This window comes from Crocinitomicaceae bacterium, assembly GCA_016708105.1.
GTDB lineage: Bacteria > Bacteroidota > Bacteroidia > Flavobacteriales_D > Crocinitomicaceae > JADJGJ01.
The window spans coordinates 239,613-262,950 of sequence record JADJGJ010000002.1; the positions used below are offsets into that span (position 1 = coordinate 239,613).

The 23,338-nt window shown below is 37.4% G+C and carries 19 protein-coding genes; 14 read left to right on the plus strand and 5 right to left on the minus strand.

What is annotated here, in order from left to right; translation table 11 throughout:
* Window position 1: 1 nt before the first annotated feature.
* Both IPH66_12405 and IPH66_12410 read right to left on the minus strand, forming a co-directional pair.
* On the minus strand, window positions 2-580 hold the full coding sequence (locus tag IPH66_12405; GenBank protein MBK7130149.1) for a riboflavin synthase: 579 nt from the start codon (window positions 578-580) through the stop codon (window positions 2-4).
* The gene (locus IPH66_12410) at window positions 581-3,193 is read right to left on the minus strand and encodes a gliding motility-associated C-terminal domain-containing protein (protein ID MBK7130150.1); all 2,613 of its coding nucleotides are present in this window, start codon (window positions 3,191-3,193) and stop codon (window positions 581-583) included. It lies immediately after the preceding gene.
* Window positions 3,194-3,345: 152 nt separating this feature from the next.
* Here IPH66_12410 and IPH66_12415 point away from each other — a divergent pair, with 152 nt between their 5' ends.
* From IPH66_12415 to IPH66_12455, 9 genes are all read left to right on the plus strand, one after another.
* Entirely contained in the window at window positions 3,346-4,758 is a 1,413-nt protein-coding gene (locus IPH66_12415; protein ID MBK7130151.1) for a peptidase M17, read from the plus strand.
* Window positions 4,748-5,797 carry a 4-hydroxythreonine-4-phosphate dehydrogenase PdxA gene (gene pdxA / locus IPH66_12420; GenBank protein ID MBK7130152.1) on the plus strand — a complete coding sequence of 350 codons (1,050 nt, stop codon included), beginning with the start codon at window positions 4,748-4,750 and terminating at the stop codon, window positions 5,795-5,797. Before IPH66_12415 ends, pdxA begins: the two co-directional genes overlap by 11 nt.
* A gap of 66 nt (window positions 5,798-5,863) precedes the next feature.
* Window positions 5,864-6,415, plus strand: coding sequence for a DUF177 domain-containing protein (locus IPH66_12425; protein MBK7130153.1), 552 nt, complete (start codon window positions 5,864-5,866; stop codon window positions 6,413-6,415).
* A 6-nt stretch (window positions 6,416-6,421) separates the two neighbouring features.
* A complete protein-coding gene (rpmF, locus tag IPH66_12430; GenBank protein ID MBK7130154.1) occupies window positions 6,422-6,613 on the plus strand; it encodes a 50S ribosomal protein L32 in 192 nt (63 codons plus the stop codon).
* A 214-nt stretch (window positions 6,614-6,827) separates the two neighbouring features.
* Window positions 6,828-7,823: a ketoacyl-ACP synthase III gene (locus tag IPH66_12435; GenBank protein MBK7130155.1), complete on the plus strand. Its 996-nt coding sequence runs from the start codon at window positions 6,828-6,830 to the stop codon at window positions 7,821-7,823.
* A 30-nt stretch (window positions 7,824-7,853) separates the two neighbouring features.
* Window positions 7,854-8,354 carry an acetyl-CoA carboxylase biotin carboxyl carrier protein gene (gene accB, locus IPH66_12440; GenBank protein MBK7130156.1) on the plus strand — a complete coding sequence of 167 codons (501 nt, stop codon included), beginning with the start codon at window positions 7,854-7,856 and terminating at the stop codon, window positions 8,352-8,354.
* Between the two features lie 46 nt (window positions 8,355-8,400).
* Window positions 8,401-9,741 carry an acetyl-CoA carboxylase biotin carboxylase subunit gene (accC, locus tag IPH66_12445; protein ID MBK7130157.1) on the plus strand — a complete coding sequence of 447 codons (1,341 nt, stop codon included), beginning with the start codon at window positions 8,401-8,403 and terminating at the stop codon, window positions 9,739-9,741.
* Window positions 9,742-9,879: 138 nt separating this feature from the next.
* Window positions 9,880-10,902 (plus strand): PorP/SprF family type IX secretion system membrane protein, encoded by a 1,023-nt coding sequence (locus IPH66_12450; GenBank protein MBK7130158.1) that lies wholly within the window; start codon window positions 9,880-9,882, stop codon window positions 10,900-10,902.
* A gap of 155 nt (window positions 10,903-11,057) precedes the next feature.
* Entirely contained in the window at window positions 11,058-12,836 is a 1,779-nt protein-coding gene (locus IPH66_12455) for an ABC transporter substrate-binding protein (protein ID MBK7130159.1), read from the plus strand.
* 114 nt (window positions 12,837-12,950) lie between these two features.
* Here the strand turns inward: IPH66_12455 and IPH66_12460 are convergent, their stop codons facing one another.
* On the minus strand, window positions 12,951-13,943 hold the full coding sequence (locus tag IPH66_12460; protein ID MBK7130160.1) for an aspartate-semialdehyde dehydrogenase: 993 nt from the start codon (window positions 13,941-13,943) through the stop codon (window positions 12,951-12,953).
* Window positions 13,944-14,036: 93 nt separating this feature from the next.
* Here IPH66_12460 and IPH66_12465 point away from each other — a divergent pair, with 93 nt between their 5' ends.
* On the plus strand, window positions 14,037-16,592 hold the full coding sequence (locus tag IPH66_12465) for a lamin tail domain-containing protein (protein ID MBK7130161.1): 2,556 nt from the start codon (window positions 14,037-14,039) through the stop codon (window positions 16,590-16,592).
* 14 nt (window positions 16,593-16,606) lie between these two features.
* On the plus strand, window positions 16,607-18,682 hold the full coding sequence (locus IPH66_12470; protein MBK7130162.1) for a tetratricopeptide repeat protein: 2,076 nt from the start codon (window positions 16,607-16,609) through the stop codon (window positions 18,680-18,682).
* Here the strand turns inward: IPH66_12470 and pyk are convergent.
* Both pyk and IPH66_12480 read right to left on the minus strand, forming a co-directional pair.
* On the minus strand, window positions 18,679-20,097 hold the full coding sequence (gene pyk / locus IPH66_12475) for a pyruvate kinase (GenBank protein MBK7130163.1): 1,419 nt from the start codon (window positions 20,095-20,097) through the stop codon (window positions 18,679-18,681). The genes IPH66_12470 and pyk overlap by 4 nt on opposite strands.
* Window positions 20,098-20,203: 106 nt before the next feature.
* Window positions 20,204-20,617, minus strand: a complete 414-nt coding sequence (locus IPH66_12480) for an IPExxxVDY family protein (protein ID MBK7130164.1) — start codon at window positions 20,615-20,617, stop codon at window positions 20,204-20,206.
* An 84-nt stretch (window positions 20,618-20,701) separates the two neighbouring features.
* On the opposite strand from IPH66_12480, the gene IPH66_12485 reads away from it, so the two are divergent.
* From IPH66_12485 to nusA, 3 genes are all read left to right on the plus strand, one after another.
* A complete protein-coding gene (locus IPH66_12485; GenBank protein MBK7130165.1) occupies window positions 20,702-21,481 on the plus strand; it encodes a cyclase family protein in 780 nt (259 codons plus the stop codon).
* A 102-nt stretch (window positions 21,482-21,583) separates the two neighbouring features.
* Entirely contained in the window at window positions 21,584-22,057 is a 474-nt protein-coding gene (rimP, locus tag IPH66_12490; protein MBK7130166.1) for a ribosome assembly cofactor RimP, read from the plus strand.
* Between the two features lie 15 nt (window positions 22,058-22,072).
* Window positions 22,073-23,311, plus strand: a complete 1,239-nt coding sequence (nusA, locus tag IPH66_12495) for a transcription termination/antitermination protein NusA (GenBank protein ID MBK7130167.1) — start codon at window positions 22,073-22,075, stop codon at window positions 23,309-23,311.
* Window positions 23,312-23,338: the final 27 nt, after the last annotated feature.

Here is a 23,338-nt window from a genome sequence, read left to right on the forward strand (position 1 = left end):
TTTATTTTCCCATCATCCGCTTCACATACTTTCCAATAATATCAAATTCAAGATTAACAACAGAACCAACTTTCAGCGTGTGAAAATTGGTATGCTCAATGGTGAACGGAATGATGTGAACAGAAAATAATTTATCTTCTGAACGCACCACGGTTAATGAAACTCCATTTACGGTTATAGATCCTTTTGCAACAGTTACATCATCAAAATCATACGTGAAAACAAATTCAGTACTGCCTTCATGATGATGAATTTCAATGCAAATTCCTGTAGTATCAACATGTCCTTGAACAATGTGTCCGTCTAAACGTGAACCTACTTTTGTGCAACGTTCTACATTCACTAAATCACCCACCTGAAGCTGACCTAAATTGGTGCGTTTGAGTGTTTCATCTATTGCCGTCACGGTATATTCATTATTTTGAATTGAAACCACCGTGAGGCAACATCCGTTATGCGCTACACTTTGATCTACTTTTAATTCGTGCGTAAATGGGCATGAAGACGTAAAATGGATATTGGTTTTGTCGCGTTCAATTTTTTCAACGCGCGCCATGGATTCTATTATTCCGGTAAACATTTAGTGTGAATTGATTATTTGAATATTGCCTTGAAATGATCTTGGAATCAGACCTTCTAATTTTATTTCGTAAACTGTTACGGAGTAAAAATAAACTCCATCATTTAATGGTTTTCCACCGTCTCTGTCAGTACCATCCCAGTTCAAGTCAGGGTCATTGGTTTGAAAAACTAATTTACCCCATCGGTTGAATACTTGAAAATCTACGCTGTCAACAAATTTATAAGGCAGCAATGGATGATACAAATCGTTGATTAAATCATCATCCGGCGTAAACACATTGGGCAACACATAATATCCTTCACAATTGTCAATACACACTTTGTTTGACGGCACACTTTCATTGTTGTATTGAATTGAATCAAGTGCAGTGATGTAATAACATCCGGCAATACTACCGCGATCTTTGTGAGTATAGAATGTATCTAGATCTGATGAAAAACTGATGAGTAATTCAAGAGAATCTCCTGAGAATGGAGCAAAATATAAATTGTACCGTGTAACATCATCAGCACAAAGGTTGTTTGGATTGGTCCATGAAATATAGGTTTCTTCCAAATCGCAATCACCGGCAATAAATGCAGTAGGAGCACATGGTGCCGTCAGGTCTACCGGTTCAGCGCAGGCCTCTTGTGACCAGTTGATAATTGGTGTGATGATGCCATCAGCGGTGTATGCACCTATGCTTTTAATTTTATAACAATAAGATATTCCGTTGATCAGTCCGGTGTCAGTGAAATTTTGCAAAGTGGATGATCCTATCAGATTAAAAATTCCGCTGCCGGCAAATGTTTCTTTATAAATTTCATAGAGGGTGTTGGTCCATGGCACTTGCTCATTCCAGTTTATCGTGATGGCATTGTCGCTTGGTGTAAGTGTAATGAAAATAGAAGATGCATCAAGGGATGAGCCTATCAAAATATTGTTGCTGTACATTTCAACGCGGTATGTATATGGAAGATTTTCTGTGTTCAATGTAAGATCTGCAAATGCGGTATCAGCATCTTCAATCAATATTTCCTGTGGTGTGGTGAGCACTAAGGTTTCTGCTCCACCTCCATAATTTTCTGAGCGATATAACTGGTAATGGTATGGACCAGGATACAAAAAAGCATTCAATTCTTTTGGATACGACCAAAGAATAGAATCTTTTCCTGTAGACAGGTTTGTTTCGTAAACGCTTACGTTGGTCAATACCGGAATTTCAAAATTCAGATGTTCGCAGTCCTGAATTGATACGCAACTTTCTACACCTGATTCATTAACGGCTGTTACCAAATAGCAATATTCATTTCCAACGGTGAGTGTAGAATTATCGGTGTAAGTTGGAAGAGTACTTGTGCCAATTTGTGTATATCCCATCAGTTGTGCTGTGCCGTTTGCACAACAATTATCAATGCTGTTGGTGCTGTCAATACTTCGGTAAATAGTGTAATGATCAATGTCGGCACATGAAGATGCGTCCCAGGAAAGTACCATTGAATTTCCGGAAGGAGTGACTGAAAAATTTTCAACTGGCGGAATATTGACTTTAATTTTATACGTACTCAAATCTGAAAGCTGTACTCCGGGATCATTGTCTTCAGCGTGAATGATGATGTTGTATGTTGCATTAGACGCATCAGCACAGGTTGGTTCCCATAAAAATGTTCCGGTTACACTATTCACTGCAGATATTTCTGCAAATGTTGCCGGATTTGCCGGAAGATGAAAAACTGCACCGGTAGCATACAAGGTAATAACATCTCCAGCATCCGGGTCAGTAGCGGTAAATTGAATGGACAGGGAATCTCCTGCAAAAACGCAGGTGTCCGGTTTGTCTGTGATATCCGGAGGATTATTTGAACATGCTTGCACTGTAAGTTGCATATCCTGAACCACTGCACCAACATAAAAACCATTGCGCCATTCTGAAATTTTGATGGCTAAATTATATTCTCCGGGTATTTGCGGCATGTCCCAACACAATGTTCCGGTAATTGAATCAATACTCATGGTTCCTCCTCCGGCGGCGTCAGGCCATTTGTAAATAACCGGAATTTGCATTTCAAGACAATCTTCTCCACGACAAGGTACCAATGAATAACTTAAGCTATCGCCATCAGGGTCGTAGGCTGATAAGTTATAGCAATACATCTGATTCAAGCAAGCAAATTCTGGACAAGGACAATCTTCTATAACTAATGAATTATTGGGGTTGCCAATAAAAGGTGAGATGATTAATTCAGTTTGAATGCAAAATACTTTATCTACTGAATTAGTAATATTAATCACGCCGGCATTTCTATTTGGGTCTTCAACACTAATAATGTATGATGATGGTCCGGTATACGTATGTTGTCCAATGTACGTATTGATTTGAACGTCATACAAGGTGATGTATTCTATATTAACTCGTGGAATAGTATCGTATGATCCGTCTCCCCATTGTATTTCTAGTTCGGGCCGGTCAGCTTCACTGCTGGTTTTTGTACATGTGGTTACAGTGAATTCATACGTGGTGCCGTACAAATGACGATACTTAATGGTGCCCGAACGGTTGTGCGTAGCCAATGCAGATGCACTCTGAATCAGAAAAAGCAGTAAGACAATATATTTAAATCTTATTATCACCAGACTAGCAAAGTTAGCAAAAAGCAAGGCGCCTTTATGCATATTAACGAAAGAAGGGGGTCGTTTGTTGATTGTACTATATCTAATTCTGAATTTTGCATCAGGGATATCTTGTAAAATAGATACCTTTAAGGCAAAAATTTTGTAGATATATGTTTTTATTCCCTCAATATAGTGCAAAGCCAAAAACAGATAATCTGGTATGGCTGGTGGCTGAAGATGATAATCTGAAAAATCTAAAACTGGACAAAAACCAGACGCAGTTTTTAAAAGATGCTTTCAAAAAAGAAAACATGGTGGTAATGCATCATTACGGATTGATGAATATCTATTGCAAAGTTGAAAATCTGAAAGCAGATGCAGATAAAGAAAAACTTCGTGTGCTTGGTTATAAAACTTATGAAGCTTTGAAATCTAAATGTGAAACGGCGCATATCAAAAGTGAATCTGCTTTTGCACTTGAATTATTTGTTGAGGGATTTGCGTTGGGATCATATGAATTCATCAAGTATTTTACTAAGCCCAAAGAACAAAAACTTCAATCTATCACGCATGATAATTCAAAGGCTGATTTAAAGAAGGTGGAAACAATTGTTGATGCTACTTTATGGGCGCGTGATCTCATCAATGAACCGGTGAATGTTATTAATGCACCACAATTGGCAAAAGAAATTGTGAAAAAATGTAAGGGCACTAGCATACATCATGAAGTTTTGGGTCAGGCAAAAATTGAAGCCTTGAAAATGGGTGGTATTCTTGCGGTGAATAAAGGATCTGTTGATGAAGCCACTTTTACCATTTTAGAATACAAACCAAAAAAAGCAAAAAATAAAAAACCTATTGTATTGGTTGGAAAAGGAATTGTTTATGATACCGGAGGTTTGAGTTTAAAACCAACCAAAGGCTCAATGGACAATATGAAATGTGACATGTCTGGGGCAGCAGCTATGGCAGCTACGGTTATTGCATGTGCTAAACTTGGTGTCAATTTGCATTTGGTTGCGCTGATTCCTGCAACTGATAATCGTCCGGGAGGCAATGCTTATACTCCTGGTGATGTCATTAAAATGTTTGATGGTACGACAATAGAAGTTTTAAATACAGATGCTGAAGGACGAATGATTCTTGCTGATGCCTTGTCTTACGCCAAAAAATATAAACCTGAATTGGTGATTGATGCCGCAACGCTTACTGGTGCGGCTGCTGCTGCAATCGGACCATTTGCTTCTATTGTGATGGGTAATGCTTCGCAAAAAGAATTTGATGCTCTGAGTAAAGCTGGTTTTGCAACGCATGACAGGGTAGTGCAATTTCCATTTTGGAGTGAATACAAAGATGAAATGAAATCAACCATCGCAGATATGAAAAATGTTGGTGGCGCGTATGGAGGTATGATAACTGCCGGAAAATTTCTGGAACATTTTACTGATTATCCTTATATCCATATTGATATCGCAGGGCCAGCTTTTACAACTAGTCGTGATTCATACAGAGGGCTGGGCGGAACAGGTTGTGGTGTCAGATTGTTAGTTGAATATCTTTCAGGTAAAGCAAATGGAAAATAAATTGATACGTGTTGGTATTACTGTTGGTGATATCAATGGGGTTGGCATTGAAGTAATCATGAAAACTCTCAATGATCACATGGTATATGCTAATTCAATTCCGATTATTTACGGAAGCTCAAAAACTTTTTCCTTTCATAAAAAAGCCTTGGGTCAAAATGAATTTAATTACCTCGTGATTAAAAACGCGGCGGAAGCAAAACCCAAAAAAGTGAATTTGATAAATTGTTGGGATGAGGAAATAAATATTGTGTTGGGTGAAAAAAATTCCAGCGGCGGAAAATATGCTATTAAATCTCTCTCCATGGCACTGGATGATTTAAAAGCAGGCAGAATTGATACACTGGTTACTGCGCCCATTAATAAAGATTGTGTGCGTGAGGCTGGTTTTGAATTCCCGGGACATACAGAATATTTGGCGCATGAATTTGGATCTAAAGATATGTTGATGCTCATGGTGGCGGGTGATTTGAGAGTTGGTGTTGTTACCGGTCACGTGCCTTTGAAAGATGTAGCGTCATCAATTACGAAAGAGAAAATTGAATCTAAATTAAATCTATTATTAGCTTCACTCAAAAAAGATTTTGTAATCACCAAACCGCGCATTGCTGTACTGGGGCTGAATCCTCATGCCGGTGATAGAGGTACTTTGGGAACTGAAGAAATTGATACGATTATTCCGGTAATACAAAAATTCCGTGATGAAGGTGAAATGGTTTTTGGACCCTATTCTGCTGATGGGTTTTTTGGCTCATCCAATCTTAAAAACTTTGATGCAATTTTAGCTATGTATCATGATCAGGGATTAACCGGCTTTAAATCTATATCATTTGATGAAGGAGTCAATTTTACAGCTGGCTTATCAATTGTACGAACAAGTCCTGACCATGGAACAGCGTATGACATTGCCGGTAAAGATAAAGCGTCTCCAACATCTTTTAGAAACGCTTATTACTTAGCTTTAGATATTTTTGAAAACAGACAGAATTTCAAGCTATTACAAGATAATGCGCTTCAAAAACAGGCACCGGTAAAGTGAAATTTTTGAATTGCTTGAATTTTTCAGAATTTTATTTCTACCTTTGCCCCTCTTATTTCTTAGGCAGTGGCGAAGAAAAGTGAATATGCAATCGGGTTTACCGGTCTGTCAGACGGACTTCACCACTTCAACTTTGAGATTGGAAAATTGTTCTTTGAAGCTTTTGAAAATACTGAAATTAAAGATGGAAAGGTAACCGTGAATCTTTCACTTGAAAAGAAACCCAATATGATGCTTGCGCATTTTGAAATGAAGGGTGACGTGATGGTGATGTGTGATCGTTGTACAGATGATTTCTATCTACCGGTGAATGGAGCGTATGATTTGGTATACAAGTTTGCTGATGAAGATTATGATGATGAAAATATTATCACCGTTTTACCTTCTCAAACAAGTATAGATATTGCTCAACCTGTGTATGAATTCATTATACTTTTGTTACCAACCAGACGGTTGCACCCAAAAGGTAAATGCAATGCACAAATGCTGGCCGACATTGATAAATATCTCATTGTTGAAGAAAAAAAACAAGAGATCAGTAAGGAAGCTTCTGAAGGAGAAGTTGACCCGCGGTGGGCAGCTTTAGAAAAATTGAAAAATAACAAGAATAAAAAATAAAAAGCGATGGCACATCCTAAGAGAAAAATCTCAAAAACACGCAGAGATAAAAGAAGAACGCACGATAAAGCCGTAGCAAAAAATATAGCTACATGTCCTACAACCGGACAACCTCATTTATTCCACCACGCTCACTGGCATGAAGGTAAACTTTACTACAGAGGAAAAGTGGTGATGGAGAAAGAAGTAGCTGTATAAGGCTATTTTAATACAAGTACTGGAAGGATAACTACTGCCTATTAAGCAGAGTTGTCCTTTTTTAGTTTTTACGCTTTTTATTGATTTCCATTCTATTTTGCATAAAATCCCATCAATTTTTACCTTTTTTGGGTTATTTCCCGCCAATTTTTACAATTTTGATACATTTGTACTTGTAGATTTTACAATTACCGATTAACTAACGAATACGTGAATGCAAAAAATCAGGGCCGCCATAACAGCCGTTCAGGGATATCTGCCTGAAAAAAGGCTAACCAATCATGACTTAGAGAAAATGGTGGATACCACAGACGAGTGGATTTACACCCGAACAGGAATTAAGGAGAGACGCATTGTTTCACCCGGTGAAGCTTTATCAGATTTTGGAGCAAAAATAGTTGAAGGCATTTGTCAGAAAAAAGGAATTTCACCACTTGAAATTGACATGATTATTGTGGGCACCATTACGGGTGATTACCGTTTTCCAAGTGCCGGCAACGTGATTGCTGATAAAGCCGGATGCAAAAATGCATGGAGTTTTGATTTGAGTGCTGCTTGTTCTGGTTTTATTTACGCCTTGGATGTTGGCAGGGTGTATATTGAAAATGGAAATTACAAAAAAATAATTGTTATCGGTGCTGATGTGATGTCAAGTATCCTCAATTACGAAGACCGCGCTACTTGCATTATTTTTGGTGATGGCGGCGGAGGTGTTTTGCTTGAACCAAATAATGAAGGCTACGGTGTGATTGATGCTGTATTAAAAGCTGACGGTTCTGGAAGAGAATTTTTATTGCAAGCTGTTGGAGGATCTCTAGAGCCAATCACAAAAGAAAATGTTGGTTCACCTCGCCAATACGTTTATCAAGAAGGTAAAGCTGTATTCAAACATGCCGTTCAAAACATGGCGGATGTTTCGGTAGAGATCATGCAAAGAAATAATCTCAGCTCAGATGATGTGACATGGCTGGTTCCGCATCAGGCTAATTTGCGCATCATTGATGCAACGGCCAATCGCATGGGACTTGGAAAAGAGAAGGTGATGGTAAATATTGAAAAGTATGGAAATACTACCGCCGGAACAATTCCGTTGTGTTTATGGGAATGGGAAAAGAAATTAAAAAAAGGTGATAATCTTGTACTGGCATCATTCGGTGGAGGATTTACCTGGGGCGCCCTTTATGTTAAATGGGCTTATGATTCAAACTAAAAATTATAAAACGTGCAAAATAAACATCTTATGGACATCAAAGAAATTCAAAACCTGATCAAGTTCGTCTCTAAAGCAGGCGTAAACGAAGTAAGTATTGAACAGGGTGATTTTAAAATTACCATTAAAACAGAATGCAATGGTGGCGCAAGTTTTGACCAACCCGTGCTAGTTCAGCAAACACCGGTTGCAATGCCTGTTCAAACTGTTGTTCAACCTTTAGTTACTCAGCAGGCGGTTGCTCAACCAACAAAAGATGCTACACCTGCCAATGGTGCAAATGAATCAAATTATGTCACCATTAAATCGCCTATGATTGGCACGTTCTACCGCAGATCATCACCTGATAAAGATGCTTTTGTTAATGTGGGTGACACGATTAGTCCGGGTACGGTTTTATGTATTGTTGAGGCCATGAAACTTTTCAACGAAATTGAAGCTGAAATTTCCGGACGCATTGTGAAAGTGCTCGTTGATGATACTTCTCCAATTGAGTATGATCAGCCATTGTTCTTAGTTGATCCATCTTAGGTGATGGTTAAGCTGAGTTCTCTTTACTAAATTAAAATACGAACCTATGTTCAAAAAAATATTAATTGCAAACCGTGGGGAAATTGCGCTTCGCGTAATACGTACCTGCAAAGAAATGGGCATTAAAACAGTGGCTGTTTACTCTACTGCTGACCGCGATAGTTTGCACGTGAGATTTGCTGATGAAGCTGTTTGTATCGGGCCACCGCAAAGTGCAAATTCTTATCTTGATATTCCAAAAATTATTGCAGCATGTGAAATTACTAATGCTGATGCCGTGCATCCGGGATATGGATTTCTTTCTGAAAATGCGCACTTTTCTAAAGTTTGTCAAGAAAATGGAATCAAATTCATTGGTGCATCACCTGAAATGATTAATGCCATGGGTGATAAAGCATCTGCAAAAGCCACCATGATTAAGGCGGGTGTTCCTTGTATTCCGGGATCTGTTGGATTGCTCAATGATTTGGATGATGCCAAATCAACCGCAAAAAAAATCGGTTATCCTATCATGATGAAAGCAACTGCAGGTGGTGGTGGAAAAGGAATGCGTGTATGTTGGGATGATAAACAACTGGAAGATGCGTGGGAATCTGCACGTAAAGAAGCTAAAGCTGCTTTTGGAAATGACGGAATGTACATGGAAAAATTCATTGAAGAACCACGTCATATTGAAATTCAAATTGCAGGTGATCGTTATGGAAATGCCTGTCACCTTTCTGAACGTGACTGCTCTATTCAGCGCAGACATCAGAAGTTAGTTGAAGAAACTCCTTCACCGTTCATGACTACTAAACTGCGTGATAAAATGGGGAAAGCTGCGGTGAAAGCAACCAAAGCAATTAACTATGAAGGTGTGGGTACCATTGAATTTTTGGTAGATAAACATCGGAACTTTTTCTTCATGGAAATGAATACCCGTATTCAGGTTGAGCATACCATTACTGAAGAAGTAATCAATTATGATTTGGTGAAAGAACAAATTAAATTGGCTGCCGGTGAAAAAATTGTAGGCAAAGAATATTTTCCTCAGCTGCATGCAATTCAGTGCAGAATTAATGCTGAAGATCCTTATAATGGTTTCAGGCCAAGTCCTGGAAAAATCACCAATTATCATCAACCTGGCGGACATGGAATTCGCGTAGACGCACATGTATACGCCGGTTATGTGATTCCGCCTTATTATGATTCACTCATTTCAAAATTGATAACAGTAGCACAAACCAGAGAAGAAGCAATTACTAAAATGGAGCGCGCGTTGGAAGAGTATTATATAGAAGGTGTTCAAACTACTATTCCTTTTCATCAGCAACTCATGAAGAATGAAGCGTTCAGAAAGGGAGAATTCACGACCAAATTCATGGAAACATTTGTGATGAAAAAGTAGATTTCAAATCTCAATGAAAAGCCGGTTTATCCGGCTTTTTTTGTTTTGTACCGGTAACAAATACGTAACCTTAATTGTTATACAGAGTATAATCATGCGCATCTGAGAAGTTGTCTTTTCCATATCTTATTGGTTTTAGTGCCGTTTTCACTACAGGCGCAGGACATTCATTTTTCTCAAACAACCCGAGCTGACTTTCAAATAAATCCGGCATTCACAGGTGCATTTTCAGGAAATTTACGTGTAACCAGTAATTGGAAAGATCAGTGGCAATCCATCAACAAAACCTTCAGAACATATTCTGCAGCGGCTGAATTTTCATTTGGTAAGGGACGCGCTCAAAGTCCAACTTTTTTTGCCGTTGGAATTAATGCATTTAAAGATGCAGCAGGAGATGTAGAGGTGGGTAATACAAGTATTGGTTTAAATTTTTCTACCCTAGTGAAAATTGACAGAAATAGCAGATTCATTGCTGGATTACAAGGGAACTATGGAATCACTGGTTTAAATCCTGCCAATATGCAATGGGGTAGTCAATATGACGGAATTAATTTTGATCCTTCGCTGGTGAATGGAGAGGGTACTGAATTCAGAGGATTTAATTATCTTGATTTTGCAGCTGGCATTGCATATTGGTATACAAAAAATGATAAAAACGTAGTGCATCGTGCACCATCAGACGCAAAGGTCGGAATCTCTGTATTTCATATTAACAAGCCGGATTTCACCTATGATCCAAAAGGAAATTCAAAACTTCCCAGACGATTTTTGATTCATGGCTCAGCACTCTTTTCAACAGAGCAATCTAATTTGTATTGGTATCCAAATATTAATCTGATGTTTCAAGGCAAGCAGCACGAAATTTATGTTGGGTCGTTGTGGAAGTGGGTACTGTCTTCGGGTTCAAAAAACACCGGGTTCATGGCTGAAGCATCCATTACCGGAGGAATGAATATGCGCATCACCAATGTGATTGATGCTTTGGTGCCTCAGTTGTATATTGGTGCATATAATTTCAGTGTCGGTTTATCTTATGACATCAATGTTTCTAAATTGAACGCAGCATCTCAGTATCGTGGTGGTTTTGAGATATCGCTGCGTTATACAAATCCTGACGCCTATATTCACAGAAATCCTTTTAGAGGAGCGGTGTCTATTTAATGGTTTACAAATCAAGTATTTGCCCTTTATCCTTTCAGCAAACATCTTTGTCTAAAATATCGTTGCTATGCATAATTTTTATATATATTTGTTGGATAGCGTGGTTTGAGCCTTGTTGCTAGAGTTTATAAAGAAAAAGCATAATTGATAATCAGATGAGACATTTTGGATACTTCACATTTTCGGCATTTTTATTTCATTTCATAGTTTCATGTAGTGGAAGTTCCGGTAATGATGCGCCTGAGATTGACCCAAATAAAATTGAAAAAGTTGAAGGTGGCAAATTTCGGGGCGGTGTTTTGAGGTTAAATTCAATTGAAGATTATACCTCCCTTTTTCCGGTTGCAATCAATGATATTTATTCAACTCACATTGCAGGCCAGTGCTATGAAGGTCTTTTTAAATTCAATCAAAAAACATTGCAAGCAGAACCATGTTTGGCAGAAAGTTTTGAAATAGATAATTCAAAAAAAGTCTACACATTTCACATTAGAAAAGGAGTTTATTTTCATGATGACGAATGTTTTCCTGAAGGTAAGGGACGTGAAATGAATGCCAATGATTTTAAATATTGTTTTGATTTTATCTGCTCAAGTCATGAAGAAAATAAATGGCCCACTCTTTTCCGTGATCGTATTTTAGGCGCGGCTGATTATGCAGATGGAAAATCAAAATCAGTTGAAGGAATTAAAGTAATAGATAACTATACATTACAGTTGACATTAATTGACCCTTTTGCAGGTTTACCTGATTTGCTTGCCGTACTAGCGGCCGCAGTGTATCCAAAAGAAGCTATTGATAAGTACGGTTACACTGGTATGCACAATAAAATGGTTGGTACTGGTCCTTTTCTCCCAACTGTATTAAAGAATGGAGAGAATGTTGAGTTCATTCGCAATGAAAAATATTGGAAAAAAGATGAATTTGGAAATCAGATGCCGTATTTGGCAAAGATTACTTTCTCTTTCATCAAAACAAAACCTGAAGAGTTAAAATCATTTCAAGATGGAAATCTGGATATGGTTTGGGGCTTGCCTGTTGAAGAAATTCCAAATATTATGGCTGATTTTGAAGAGGCGCTTGAAGGTGCAAATCGCCAATTTGATTTGCAATCAGTGAATAGTTTGAATATACAGTATTATGGATTTTTGTTTACCAGTGAAACTTTCAAAGACGTGAGAGTAAGAAAAGCATTCAATTATGCAGTTGATCGCGATTCACTGGTAGAATTTGTTTTGCAAGGTGAAGGAATTCCTGCTCATCACGGATTCGTTCCTCCTATGTCAGGATACCCAACTGAAAATGTGAAAGGTTTTGATTACAACCCAAAACTTGCAGCAGATTTAATGAAACAAGCGGGATTTCCGGGTGGTAAAGGTTTCCCTGAAGTTACTCTGCACTTGAATTCTAGTGGTGGAACTAACGAAAAAATTGCAACCTATATTCAAGGAATGCTCAAACAAAATTTAGGAGTGAATATAAAATTGAATGTTATTCCTATGGCTGAATTACATCCGCAAGCTGAAAAGGGACAACTTGATTTTTGGCGGTTTGGTTGGATTGCTGATTATCCTGATCCGTCAAATTTCCTTTATCTGTTTCACGGAAAAAATATTGATTCAACGAAAGAATCTTCCATCAATTATTTCAGATATACAAACCCTGCCTTTGATGAATTGTATGAACAAGCATTGAAAGAAATTGACGATAAAAAACGTATGGAACTTTATGCGCAATGTGATCAGTTACTGATGAATGATGCAGTAGTGATGCCTTTACTTTTTAATGTTGACATTAGATTGATTAATCCTGAGGTTACTGATTTTGATATCAATGAACTTGAATATCGTGATTTATCTGTAGTTTACTTTACGCAAAAAAATAAATCAAATGTGAGAGTTTATGAAAATCTGATTGAAGAAGAAGCAGAATAAATAATACTTGATTGTAGTTATAGAAACTAAAAAACCCGGGTCATAAGAATCCGGGTTTTTTTATTTTCTGATCTTTGTTTTTGAACACAGATTGATTGTATTTGGATTAACGATTTACGCAGTCACCATCTTTTTATCCAGCAAGTAGCGCGCAATTTGTACAGCGTTTGTTGCTGCACCTTTTCTCAAATTATCAGCAACTATCCAAAGATTAATTGTTTTGGCTTGTGATTCATCACGACGAATTCTTCCAACAAAAACTTCATTTTTACCGCGTGCGTACAAAGGCATTGGATAGGTATTGGTATCTGTATTATCTTTTAAAACTACACCGGGAGTTTGGTTGAGTATGGCCCGCACTTCATTTAAATCAAATTCATTTTCAAATTCAATGTTCACCGCTTCTGAATGGCCTCCGCGTACCGGCACACGCACTGCGGTTGCGGTTACATTGATCGTCGGATCAAGAATTTTTTTTGTTTCATTGGTAAGTTTCATCTCTTCTTTGGTATAACCATTTTCAAGAAAAACATCACAATGTGGAAGGCAATTTTCTAATATTTGGTAAGGGTAAGCCATCTCACCTTGCATGCCTGCTTTTTCGTTGTCTAATTGTTGAATGGCTTTAGCTCCTGTGCCTGATATAGATTGATACGTGGAAACAACAGCGCGTTTTACCCCATATTTTTTGTGTAAAGGTGACAACACCATAACCAATTGAATTGTTGAGCAATTTGGATTAGCAATTATTTTGTCATCTTCTCCTAAAATATCCGCATTGATTTCAGGAACAACCAATTTTTTTGTGGGATCCATTCTCCATGCACTTGAATTATCTACCACCGTGGTTCCAACCGCGGCAAATTTTGGTGCCCATTCAAGTGAGGTGCCGCCTCCGGCAGAGAAAATAGCCAAGTCAGGTTTTGCATCAACGGCTGTTTGCATGCTAACTACTGTATAGTCCTTACCCTTGAATTGAATTTTTTTACCAACTGATTTCTCGGTTGCTACTAATATCAATTCATCAAAGGGAAAATTCATTTCAGCCAATACGTTCAGTATCTCATTCCCAACAAGACCTGTGGCTCCAACTACAGCTAGTTTCATACGTTTTGATTATTACTATGTTAATTCTGGTGTGACTTTAATTTGGTCACGGTGCAAAATTACTATATTTAACACGCTTAGTTTTCATCTGTCATGCGCAATTATTTAACCTTTTTATTATTTGTTGTTAGCAGCCTATCGTTTGCGCAATTCTCTGATGATTTTTCTGATGGTGATTTTACCAATGCACCTGCGTGGGTTGGAATGACTGCGAACTTTGAGGTGGATGCCTCAGATAAACTTCATTTGCTTGCGCCGGCAGTTGATGATACATCTTATCTCAGTGTGGCAACAAGCAATGTAGTAACCACCTGGGATTTTTATGTGCGCATGGAATTTAATCCATCTTCATCAAATCTCACGCGTGTTTATCTCATGTCTGACAATGCCGATTTAACGGCTTCACTTAATGGTTATTTTGTGATGATTGGAAACACGGATGATGAAATTTCGCTTTATCGGCAAACCGGAACTACGATAACTGAAATTATTGATGGAGCAAACGGAACAGTTAATTCTGACCCGGTAAATGTGCGCATACGAGTTTCGCGTGATGCATCCGGTAATTGGGATTTGACAAGAGATGCTACCGGTGGATATTCATTCACATCGGAAGGTACAGTGAATGACAATACCTATACCTCAACAAGTCATTTTGGCGTCTTTTGTAAGTATACGTCTTCAAGATCTGAGTTATTTTATTTTGATGATTTGGGTGATCCCTATGTTGATGGAATTGCACCAACAATAATTTCTGTTACACCTGTTTCTGCAACTCAAGTTGATGTTTTGTTTTCAGAACCTTTAAATGCAATTAGCGCTGAAACGGCGTTGAATTATTCTGTTGATAATGGTATAGGTGTGCCACTTACCGCAGGTCTTGATGGTACCAATTTTGCCTTGGTGCATTTGACAACAGCAACATCATTGGTCAACGGAACTTCATATAATCTTACTGTCAACAATGTCACTGATGTGAATGGAAATTCCATTAGTTCTCCAACCATCATTCCATTCCTGTATTTTGTACCAGATGTTGCAATTTACAATGATGTGATTATTACTGAAATTATGGTTGATCCAAGTCCGGCTGTTGGATTACCTGAAGTGGAGTACATTGAAATTTATAATCGCTCAGCAAAATATTTTGATTTGACAGGATGGACAATTGCGGATGCATCATCAAGCAGTGTGGTGTCAACCTATGTACTGGCGCCTGGTATGTATGCACTAATTTGCAATACAGGTGACGAGACTTTGTTTTTAGCCACAAATAAAACAAGTGTTTCTCTTCCATCTTTCAATAATGATGCTGATGCGGTAGTATTAAAAAATGATGCCGGGGTTATGATTGATTCGCTCTATTTTGACCTAACCTGGTACCATGATAATTTAAAAGATGAAGGAGGATGGAGTTTGGAAAGAAAACATAATGATGCACCATGCAGCGATGAGAATAACTGGTCAGCATCAAATGACATTGCAGGTGGTACACCGGGTACACAAAATTCTGTATGGACTGATCAGGCAGATATTACGGGTCCGGTTGTAAGCGATTACGAGGTAATTTCTGAAACTGAAATGCAGATTTATTTTAACGAATCCTTAGATACAACCATCAGTGCCATACTTAGCTTGACACCGGCAATATCAGTGCTAAGCTGGAATTATATTTCACTTTCAGCCTTGCACGTAAACGCAAACACTTTGGCGGTTAACGTGCCATATTTACTAGCGGTTTCAGGTGTAACTGATTGTTGGGGAAATACCATCAGCGCAACAACCATTGAACTTGGTTTGCCTGATAGCATTGAGTCTGAAGATTTGATTTTAAATGAAATTATGTTTAACCCATTAACCAATGGATCTGATTATGTTGAGATCTATAATCGTTCAGAAAAAATTCTTGATCTGAATGATCTTATGATGGCAAATTGGGATGATGACTCTATAGCAAATTATAAAGATGTGATCAATCAACAACAATTGATTTTGCCCGGTGAATATATTTTACTTACTGAAGATTCAACAGATATTCAACATGATTTTTCTATCTATGGTGTAGGCAGATTTGTGATCATGGATTTGCCAACATATAATGATGATTCGGGTTCTGTTTATTTGCTTAATTCAAGTTTTCAAGTGATTGATTTTTTCAGGTATGATGAAGATATGCACTACGCCCTGATTACAGATGAAGAAGGAAAATCTTTGGAACGCGGTACTTTTGATGGCGGCATGAACAACGCTGAAATTTGGCACACGGCAGCAGAAAATGTAGCGTGGGGTACGCCGGGTTATCTCAACTCTCAACTTTTGTATCCTGCCGTTAATGGAGCAGTAACTTTATCTCCTGAAATTTTTTCACCTGATAATGATGGATATCAAGATGTACTTACCATTCAGCTTGAACTGGAAACAACAGACAATATCATAAACATAGAAATTTATGATAACAGAGGACGAATGATTAAAGAATTAAAAGACAATTTTTTTGCCGGTAATTCTGCGCTTTTTACCTGGGATGGAAGCACTGAAGAAAACACCAAAGCGCCCATTGGTACCTATGTATTGCTAATAACAATTACGCATGCTGACGGAAGCAAATCAACATACAAAGAGGTTTGTGTGGTGGGAGGAAAATTGTAAAAAAAATCTTGTTGATGATAAAAAGATACCTTTTCTTTTTTTTTATTCTCATTGCTGCAATAAGAACGGGTAATTCATTGGCGCAAGAAAACGAATATGCACCTAGTGATTTTTATCTCATTGATACTCTCAACCTGAATTTAATTTCTAATGAAGAGCTCCACTATATAGATAGTTGTCTAACAATTTATCATGAATCAACGTCTGATACAACCAAAATACTCGCTCTGTTTTCTATCGTTGACAACATTTGGAATGATAACGTGTGGCCATTATACAATCGCTACGTGATGGATCGTATTTTAAATACCGTATCCTATTCTGCTAGTAAAGAAGAAAAAAAATTCATGCAAAAAAGTTTAGGCTCTGCTTTGAATAACGAAGGATTTTTTCAGCGTAGTCAGGGAAATTATCCAATGGCAATCCAGTATTACTTAGAGAGTCTTAAGATATTCGAATTAATTGAAGATCAGCAAAGCTTGACATTCTCTTACAATAATCTTGGTGTACTCTATCAACAGCAATTTGATTATGATAAGGCACTTGAGTATCACAACAAATCACTTGAGCAAAGCAAAACTGTTGGTGATTCAGCTATGATTGCATACAGCTTGAACAACATTGGTGTAGTTTGGCAGTTGAAAGATAGTTTAGTTTTTGCCTTGAATTATTTTCAGGCTGGGCTTGAATTGTATACAAAGTTTAATAATGTCAGAGGTCAGGCTAACGGCCACTATAATATGGGGTTTGTTTATTTGCAATTAGACAGTTTAGCGGCCAGTGAAGTTCATTTTGAAAAAAGCTTAGACGGATTCGAATCTATAAGAGAGGAATATGGAATCAGTCTTGTTTGTTCTGGCTGGGGTGAACTTGATTTGAAGTTAGGCAGAATTGAATCAGCAAAAATTAGAGGAGAATACGGATTACAGCTTGCTAAAAAATTGCATGATCCTGATCTAATGAAACGAAACGCAAATCTCCTTTACGAGGTTGCTGTAAAAAATGGTGACTGGAAACATGCGCTTGAGATGCGTAATCTTGAAGTTAGTATGATTGACAGCATTGAGAGTATGGATAATATTAGGGCAAATGCTAAAGCAGAAGCGGGGTATGCCTTTGAAAAGCAACAAGCTATTCGCGACACAGAACACAGAAAGGAAATGGAAAAACAGCAGTCACTTTCACTTGCAGAAAAAAAACGTCAGAATGTTATTATTACTGCAGTGAGTGTTGGATTGTTAATCGTCGTGATTTTCACTTATTTTCTGGTAAAGCGTTTCAGAATCACCCAAAGGCAAAAACAGATCATAGAAGAACAAAAATTTGTGGTAGAAGAAAAGAATAAAGAAATACTTGACAGTATCCATTATGCCAGAAGAATTCAAAATGCTATTCTGCCTTCAATGAATGCAATGCAGCTCGCTTTGAGAGATGGATTTGTATTATATAAACCAAAAGACGTGGTTGCAGGAGATTTTTTCTGGATGGAGAAAAGTGACACCAACGTGTACTTTGCCGCTGCGGATTGCACTGGTCACGGTGTGCCTGGCGCTATGGTGAGTGTGGTGTGCAGTCATGCCTTATCAAAAGCTTTGCTTGAAGAAAATGCAAAAACAACTGGTCAGCTTTTGGATAAAACCAGAGAGATTGTAATAGACCGGTTGGCAAAGAGTGGTGATGAAATGAAGGACGGAATGGATATTTCTATTTGTGCCGTTGATTTTTCAAATTTGACCATGATGTGGTCAGGGGCTAATAACCCATTATGGATTGTACGTGATAAAAGGCTAATAGAATATAAACCCGATAAACAACCAATCGGTTTGTATTCAAAAAAATCTTCGTTTCAAACACACTACATTGAGCTCTTCAAAGGTGATAAGCTTTACATTATGACAGATGGATTTCAGGACCAGTTTGGTGGGCCTTCAGGTAAAAAATTTAAGTCTGCTCAGTTGAAAGATTGTCTACTCTCTTTGGAAGCTGAGAGTATGGATCAGCAAAAAATTGTGCTAAATCAAACCTTCGAAAACTGGAAGGAAAATTCTGAACAAATTGACGATGTCTGTTTAATTGGAATCCGAATTTAAATCTGACTCAACTTAACCATGTTTGATTTCCCTTTTTCCTCAACGGGAACAGAAGCAACATTAATCACATAATCACCGGTTTTTACCAAGTCTTTTGCTTTTAGAAAAAGTTGACAATCTAAAATGGTTTGATCTGTGCTTCCAATTTTATCATAGAAATATCCTTTGACTCCCCAAACTAAATTCAGCTGCGTAAGTATTCTGCGGTTTTCTGTAAAAACATAGATGTCTGATTTGGGCCGTTGTGATGAAATTTTATAAGCAGTGTAACCCGAGAATGTCATGGTAATAATAGCACTTGCTTCTACGCGCTGAGCAAGGCGTGTTGCATTGAAGCAAATAGAGTCAGATATAAAACGATCTTCGCTGCGTTCAGGCAATTCTTCTTTGTGGTATATTTCATCGTGCGCTTCAATTTCTTTAACGATGCGAGTCATAGTTTTAATTACTTCTACCGGATATTTTCCAACTGATGTTTCACCTGATAACATAACAGCATCTGCGCCATCAAGCACGGCGTTGGCAACATCATTTACTTCAGCTCGTGTGGGTGAAAAATTATGAATCATGCTTTCCATCATTTGTGTGGCAACAATGGTTGGTTTGCCATATCGTCTTGCTTTTCGAATGATCATTTTTTGAATGCCAGGTACTTTTTCTGCAGGTAGTTCAACACCCATGTCACCGCGCGCAATCATGATGGCATCTGTGGTTTGTATGATAGCATCTATATCTTCAACGGCTTCAGGTTTTTCTATTTTGGCAATAATTTTTGTGTGCTTTTGTTTTTTAGTTATTAGTTTGCGTAAATCTTCAATATCTTTTGCTGAACGTACAAAAGATAATCCTATCCAATCTACATTGTGATCAAGGGCGAAATCTAAATCGCGCAAATCTTTCACGGTGAGACAAGGCAATGAAATTTTTGTGTTTGGTAAATTCACCCCTTTTTTTGAGCTTAATACTCCTCCGTTAATTACGCGGGTTGTTACTTCATCTTTACCGTTTGTTGCTGTTACTTCCAATTGAAGTTTGCCATCATCCATCAATACTCTATCACCAACGGCAACATCTTTTGGAAATTCTTTATATGTGAGATATACTCTATCCTTGGTGCCAGTGCATGGCTCAGTACTAATGGTTAGTTGTGCCCCTTCAACCAGTTCAACCGCATTATTTTCAACATCGCCAATTCTGATTTTTGGTCCTTGCAAATCTGCCAATAGCGCTACGTCAACATCTAATTCTGAGTTAATGTCACGCACCATATTTATCGTGTTGAGATGATTCTCATGCTGACCATGTGAAAAATTTAGACGACAAACATTGGTTCCATGGATGATCATTTCTTTCAAAATTTCTTTTGATTCTGTTGATGCAGGCCCCATGGTGGCAACTATTTTTGTTTTTTTCATGCTGTTTTATTTTCTTTTACTGATATTCAGTTTAATTATCAGAGCTGTTTACATTTCTTTGACAATGTTAGGCATTCCAATGTAGATGTCAGACATTGGTGTTTTACTAAAACATAAAATTTTCTTTTGACTTCAGTTCAAATGGATCAATATCAATAACAACAGAAAACTGATCAACTTGTTTTAACTTATCGCTTAATTCGGCTGAATCTAACTGGACATTATTTTTAATTAAAATGAAATAATCAATTTGGTTCATCTCAGGGACAAGGTGTGTAAAGGCTGAAGATAAATTTTTGATCAGATAAAATTCTGTGCCATCTTCATGAGTGAATTGATAAAAGGAATGACTGCTTTCTTTTTCTTTTTTATTTATGGTGGAAAAATCTTGCTTTTTTTCCAGATTAATACCTAGAAAATTATTCAATATCCAGCAAAGCCGGTAATCAGCTACCGGAGAACAAATACCAATGAGTTCAAAATCCGGCTCATTCTCAAAATCTAATTTGTACTTTGGCATAACCTAATAACGAATGTAAGGTTTTTTAATTTTTTTGTTGCAGGTAATCAGTCGCTCTCAACAAAGATTGAAGTAAATTTGAACATGCAATTGGATATAAGTTCAAAACATTACATTGATACATCTCAAGGTATTGATATTTCTATTCCTTTAAAAAGCGGTGAAAATACTGTACGAGCATGGTATTGTGATGAGGTGAAAATTGAAGCGGTAAAAGCAAATGGCTTTATTGGAGATGTAAATGAGGGGGGTAGCGTAAACTTTAGAAATGTTGCTTTTAATCCGCATGGGAATGGAACGCATACTGAATGTGTTGGTCATATTTCAAAAGAATTTGTTTCTCTGAATGATGGTTTGAAAGAATTTCATTTTAACGCTTTGCTAATTTCTGTAAAACCTGATTTAGTTTCGATTGGTAAAGATGAGTTTGATCAAGTTATAACCCGTCAGATGATTGAAACGGCCTATAATAATTTGTTGCCTCAAGTTTCTGATACGCTATCGGCGCTAATTGTGCGCACTTTGCCCAACGATGAGAATAAATGTCAGAAAGATTATTCAAATTCTAATCCAACTTATTTTACTGCTGACGCGATGAGCCTTGTTGTGGAGCTTGGCATTAGGCATTTCATTACTGATCTTCCTTCTGTTGATCGTGAAGAAGATGAGGGAAAACTAGTGGCTCATCATATTTTTTGGAATTATCCGGCTCAAAAATTCAGCAAGAATACAATTACTGAACTGGCTTTTATCCCAAATTCTGTTATAGATGGCTGGTATCTCTTAAATCTCCAAATCACTAGTCTGGTCAATGATGCGTCACCATCTAAACCTGTGCTCTATAAACCCATTACAAAAAAATAATCAGAAAAAATTGGAGCAAAGCACCTAAAATGAGTATATTTGCACCGTTGATTTATTAAAAACAAGGAATGAGGGGACGAAAGTCCCCTCTTTTTATAAGCAATGATTTCAAGGGAAAAAATTATCCAGCTGATTGAAGAGCGGATTGCAGAGCATGACCAGACACTGTATCTGGTAAACCTGAAAATTAATCCCGGTAATATCATTCAGGTTGAAATTGATAAAGAAAACGGATATGTTTCTATTGATGATTGCGTTGCAGTGAGCAGAAACATAGAACACAACCTTGACCGTGATGCAGAAGATTTTGAATTAGAAGTTTCCTCTGCCGGACTTGACCAGCCATTGAGAATGTACAAACAATACATTAAAAATATTGGCCAAAAAGTAAAGATTAAATTACCTGAAAAAGGCAGTGTTGAGGGTGAAATAAAATCAGCTGATCAAAATGGTTTTGTGATTGAAACCAAAGAGAAAAAAACGGTTGAAGGACGAAGAAAAAAAGAATGGGTGGTGAATGTGATTCCGCTCCGTTATGATGAAATAAAAGAAACAAAACTTATTCTCTCTTTTTAAAATGTGTAATAGATTATGAATGCGCTGGAGTTAATTGAATCGTTCTCAGAATTTAAAGAATTCAAGAATATTGACCGTGAAACCATGATGAACATCTTGCAGGATGTATTTAGGTCCATGCTCAAAAAAAAATATGGTAATGATGAACATATTGACGTAATCATTAACCCTGATAAAGGTGACCTTGAAATCTGGATCAATCGTGAAATTGTGCCTGATGGTGAAGTTGAAGATGAAAATCTTGAAATTGCGCTTTCTGAGGCTGTAAAAATTGAACCTGATTTTGAAGTAGGTGAAGAGGTGGCTGAAGAAATTAAAATTGGTGATTTCGGACGCCGTAATGTATTGTCTCTGCGTCAAAATCTGATCTCTCGTATCCTTGAACTTGAAAAAGATCATATCTACAAAAAATATCGTGAACGCATTGGTGAAATTGTTACGGGTGAAGTTTATCAGGTTTGGAAACGTGAAATTCTTGTTTTAGATGATGAAGGAAATGAACTTATTTTGCCTAAGTCTGAACAAATTCCATCTGATTATTTCAAAAAAGGTGAATCTGTACGTGCCGTTGTTGCTCGGGTAGATTTAAGAAATAATACACCAGTTATTGTACTTTCTCGCACCGCACCTGAGTTCCTTGAAAGACTTTTTGAACTGGAGGTACCAGAGGTATTTGATGGTTTGATTACAATTAAAAAAATTGTGCGTGAACCAGGTGAACGTGCTAAAGTTGCAGTTGAATCTTATGATGATCGCATTGATCCGGTTGGTGCTTGCGTGGGAATGAAAGGTGCCCGCATTCATGGTATTGTGCGTGAATTAAAAAATGAAAATATTGACGTAATCAATTACACAAACAATGATAAGTTGTTTATTCAGCGCGCTCTTTCTCCGGCAAAAATCACCTCCATTGAATTGAATGAAGAAACCGGAAGAGCTGAAGTATATCTTAAACCTGATCAGGTTTCTCTGGCAATTGGTAAAGGCGGACACAACATTAAATTGGCCGGTAAATTATCTGGCTATGAAATTGATGTTTATCGTGAAGGTGCTGAAGATATTGAAGATGTTGACTTAGATGAATTTGTTGATGAAATTGAAGGTTGGATTATTGATGAATTAAAATCAATAGGTCTTGACACAGCTAAATCAGTTCTTGAATTAAATAAAGAAGAATTACTTAAAAGAACTGATCTTGAAGAAGAAACAATTGATGATGTACTTGGAATTTTAAAAGCAGAATTTGAAGAATAATATCAAGCTCAGATTAAATATTGAATA